This window comes from Pseudomonas sp. 05N433 (assembly GCF_056396925.1).
Genome location: NZ_JBFTML010000113.1, coordinates 1 through 4,426 on the forward strand (window position 1 = coordinate 1; position 4,426 = coordinate 4,426).

Sequence of the window (4,426 nt, forward strand, 5' to 3'; positions counted from 1 at the left end):
AAATATCAGTGAGTGATGTGTTGTTCTTTCGGGCCTCTTCGCGGGCAAGCCTCGCTCCTACAGGGGCGTGGGTGTAAATCCGTAGGAGCCAGGCTTGCCCGCGAAGAGGCCTTCAAATTGGAACACCCCCCGTGGTCGACCCCCGCACAATCAACCGTGCCGGAAAATCCAAAGTCCGCACCGGCCCGTCATCCCCACGCAAACGCTTGAGCAAACACTCAAACGCACTCGCGCCAATGTCCTCGGTCGGCTGGGCGAGGGCGGTAATCCCGCTGCCCACCAGCGGATACCAATCCAGATCATCCAGGGCGATCAACCCGACATCCTCAAACAGGTTGCACTGCAATTCACGCAACGCATGGGTACTGGCCAACGCCGCAATACCGTTGGCGCAGAACAGCGCTTTCGGCCTGGGACCAGGGGTATCAAGAAAGGATTTCAAGCGATCGGCCAGATCACCGCCAGTTTCAACCACCGCGCCCGAGAGCGCCGGACGCTGCTCGATCTGCGCCTTGAAGCTGCTGACCCGCTCGATCCGCGAACTGGTGCCGTCAAACGGCTCCGTCACCATCAGCACATCGCGATAACCGCGTTGTTCAAGATGGGCCACGGCGATCTCGACGGCGGCGGGATTGTCCAGCCCCACCAGATCGCTATCGAACTGCTCGACCTTGCGATCCACCAGCACCATGGGCATTTCCCGCTGCAATTCGCGCAACTCATCCACGTGGTGGCCGAGGGTATTAACGATCAAGCCTTCGATGTTGTACGAGCGCAGCAGCGCCAGGTGCTGACGTTCCTGCTCGTCATCGCGATCGGTGTTGCACACCACCAGGCTGTAGCCGTGCCGACGGCAGGCGGTTTCCACACCATGCATCACGGCAATCGAATAAGGGTTTCGGATATCGGCCACCAACATGCCGATCAGACGCGTGCGCCCACGTTTCAGGCCGCGGGCCATCTGGTTAGGGCGGTAGCCCAATTCGGCAATCGCCTGCTCGATGCGCAGGGCCGTGGCATCGGAGAGCAGGGCGCGGTCGTCGCCGATGAAGCGCGAGACGCTGGCCTTGGAGACGCCGGCGTGTTCGGCGACGTCGAGCATGGTGACGCGGCTGCGCTGGGCGGCGGAGAAGTCGTTCACGGATAGACAGCCTTCTTATTGGAATTATTCAGGGGCGACCGCAAGGTCTGAAACCGGTTTCAGATAACCGCATAACCCATCGGCTCGTCAAGTTTGAAAAGGTCTGAACCCGACGACAGGGCCGGAGTATTCCGACCAGCGGTAGTTAAACCTGTCAGATCTGACAGTAGGCGAGATTGCGATTACTGCGTTTAATTTCTCCCGAAGCAAAGGGTTTTCAAGGCCTCAGGAGAACGGCGGATGAGCACATCAACACCCATTGGAATATTCGCCGCGCCATTAAGCATTGACGGTGTCGGTGCCGATAAGGTGCTTCCGCCGGACGCGCACCTCAATGGTGTGACACTGCGAATCCCCCCTTGGCCCGCACCTTCGCTCAAACCGGGCAAGAGTGATTTGCTGCAGATCTGGATTCGAGAGCCTGGGGCAACGTCCGACACTCGTTTTTACCACAACCTTTTTCCCGTCAAGGTGGAGTTTCCGACCTCTATCCACTTGCCCTCGCAGTTCCTGCAACTGATAGGTGACATCACTCTGACCTACAAGGTGACGTCTGGAGATACCGAGAACGAGGATGACTCGCTGGCGCAGGTGTTCATCCTCAAACGCCCGGTCCCGGTCAACCTGAAGGAACCGGTCTTTCCCAACGCAACCTTGTGGGGTTACCTGAATTGCAGGACGTCTCCAGCGATCTGGGTGGTGGTCACTGTGCGTGTTCCGGCACAACCGGGGCGGTTCCTTGCAGGCGATGTGTGTGAACTGGGATGGGTAGGCTTCAGCAGCCTCAACGGCAGCGGTAACGCCATTCCAGGCACGGCGCTGAGCATGCGCAAAACATTGACGCAGCAGGAAGCCGATTCAGCGCAGGGCTTCGACTTCAGGCTCGAAAGCGACAAATACGAAAAACATATCAAGCCTATGGTCATCAACGCATCGGCACTCGCTCAGTACACGCTTTATCGAAAGGGTGTCGCTCTGGGTCGATCGGCCCCGGGCCTGGTAAAGATCGACCGGGGCGTATCGGGGAATCCACCTTGCGGCCCATAACCCAAGGAGTCTCAAGTTCAACCGTTGTAGAACACACAAACGCAAGAAAAACGTCAATCCCAGGAACATGCAGCCAGGAGTCGCGAGATTTTTCATTGGGACACAACGTTGATGGTTCAACGATTAATTCATCCATGGAGCATACGAACATGAATATGCAGGTTAAATCTGGCGGTGTCCTTGCCTTGCCTCCGACTATTGTCGGTGTGTTGCCTGATGGCCGAATTCCCTATCAACAACTGAAAGTCGACAGACTGGTCAAATTTCAATTGGCCGATGTCGATGACAAAACGCCTGAAGGCGCTCACAGAATCCAACTTCACCTGCACCCGAAAGGGATCAAGCCCGTACCATTCGACCCGACATGGGTGGTTTTGGAGTTGTTGAAAGCCAATCAGCCAGCGGCTGACTGGACGTTTCCGATCGATTTTGACGTGACTGGAGCTGCACTCGACCGACTGGTCGACAGGTTTGATATGAACGGCGAATACGCGGAATACGGCGCGACATTCATTATTTATGACGGCAACAGCAACGACGATATATCTAATCCACCTCTTGAGTTCAAAGTCGATCTGACCGGGCCTTACCAGCGCCAACCCGGTACGGGCAACGGCACCGGCCCCCGGCCTGTGTTGATCAGCCAGACTGGCTTGCCTACGAGGATTGACGAAGCCTGGCTGGCGGATCCCGCCAACGCCGGCGGCCTCGATTTGACCATTCCTACCGGCTATACAAAATTCGAAGCGTTAACCGATCTCGTCAGTTTCTATGTTTCTACGCAAACAACATTTACAGGGATGCAGGGCGACGTCAACGGAGCCTCTGTCATCGATTTTCCGCTGCCGGTTGGCGGGGTCATCAACATTCCTCTGGCCGATCTGCAGGCGTTGAGGGATGGTTCGTACTTTTATTCCTATAACCTCAAGGATGCGCCAGGAAATATCAGCAACAACTCGGCCATCACGTTGCTGTTCAGTCGGGTAAGTGCCCCCGCCCCGGTACTGGGCGTGCCAAGGATCCCGGTCACCGGCCCCAACGGGCAAACGCCCATCACTTTTGCGACGGTGGCACCTCCTCCTTCCAAAGCCGTGATGGAAATCGATTTTCCGCTCAACTCGCGTCCAGGTGACCGGATCATCCCGCATATCTCCGATTCGGACGGTAATGTCTACGATCTGCCTGAACAGCAAATTCCACCCGCCGGCACATCAGGTCCATTGAGCTTCGTGATTGACTACGACTTCTGGGCGCAAGTCTTTGGTAACCCCAACAGACAGGACGAGGAGCAGTTTGAGTATTGGTACGAATTGAGTCGCCCTACGATACCGGTCAACCCGGTTTCGCAGCCGCAGCAATTTGGCGTTGTCGATTTTTCGTACGCCGGGCCTGAGCAACCGAACCTGCCAGATCTGACCAACCCCAACATTGTGCCGGTGGTGGTTCAGGGCGCAGGCGCTCCGGTGCCCGCTCCCAACACACTCGGCTCGGCCCAGGCAGGGCTTGCCGCCACCATGACCTGGACGTTGTGGACAGATCCAGACCGACTGGTGACAGGGCGTGAAATCGTGACGTTCTACTACCAGGGCAAGCAAGTAGGGAGCCCGGTGGGCGTGCAGGCTGGGGATACGACGGTCACCACGCAATTGCCTTGGGCCACGATCCTGGCCGAAGGCAACGGCAGTGGTGCAACGGCGCGAGAAGCCTACATCACCATCGGATACCCTGGCAGCGCGAACGTGATGACGCAGACGCCCGTGACCCCGGTCAACGTGACAGCCATCGTGATCAATCTGCCTGCGCCACAGATCATCGTTTCAGCCTTCAGAACAGCCACCGGGACCCTGGTGCCGGAGCGTGTCGCGACTTCCATCAACTGTCCAAGCATGGATCACCCGACTGTAGCGAACGGGCCGATGCCGCCTTACGCGGCGCGCAGCCTGCGGATCAGGATCCTGCGTGATCCCAATATCCCTACAGGCGCAATAGTGAACCTGGAATTTGAGGGCCGGGTCACCAACACGGCGGGTGGGGCTGCAATTCCCGGCACTCAGATCACGGATTCGAGGCCTATGCCAGCGACCGGAGTGCTGGAATTCAACCTGACGGACTACACCGCCATCAGGACGATCCAGCTGCCAAGCCCCGGCCCGGGTCAGYGACCTGCCACCCGTTTTGCGCGCATCGCGTATACGGTCAACGGAATCACTTCCGAGGTCATCGTCCCCGTGGCGCTCT

General features: G+C 57.8%; 3 protein-coding genes. 2 read left to right on the forward strand and 1 reads right to left on the reverse strand.

What is annotated here, in order from left to right; translation table 11 throughout:
- Positions 1 to 112 precede the first annotated feature (112 nt).
- Positions 113 to 1,141: a LacI family DNA-binding transcriptional regulator gene (locus AC1DIS_RS29790; RefSeq protein ID WP_477743136.1), complete on the reverse strand. Its 1,029-nt coding sequence runs from the start codon at positions 1,139 to 1,141 to the stop codon at positions 113 to 115.
- Between the two features lie 240 nt (positions 1,142 to 1,381).
- Here AC1DIS_RS29790 and AC1DIS_RS29795 point away from each other — a divergent pair, with 240 nt between their 5' ends.
- Together AC1DIS_RS29795 and AC1DIS_RS29800 are read left to right on the forward strand one after the other, a co-directional pair.
- Positions 1,382 to 2,188, forward strand: a complete 807-nt coding sequence (locus AC1DIS_RS29795; protein WP_225609185.1) for a hypothetical protein — start codon at positions 1,382 to 1,384, stop codon at positions 2,186 to 2,188.
- Positions 2,189 to 2,337: 149 nt separating this feature from the next.
- The coding region (locus AC1DIS_RS29800; protein WP_477781287.1) for a hypothetical protein at positions 2,338 to 4,426 on the forward strand (2,089 nt) is incomplete at its 3' end.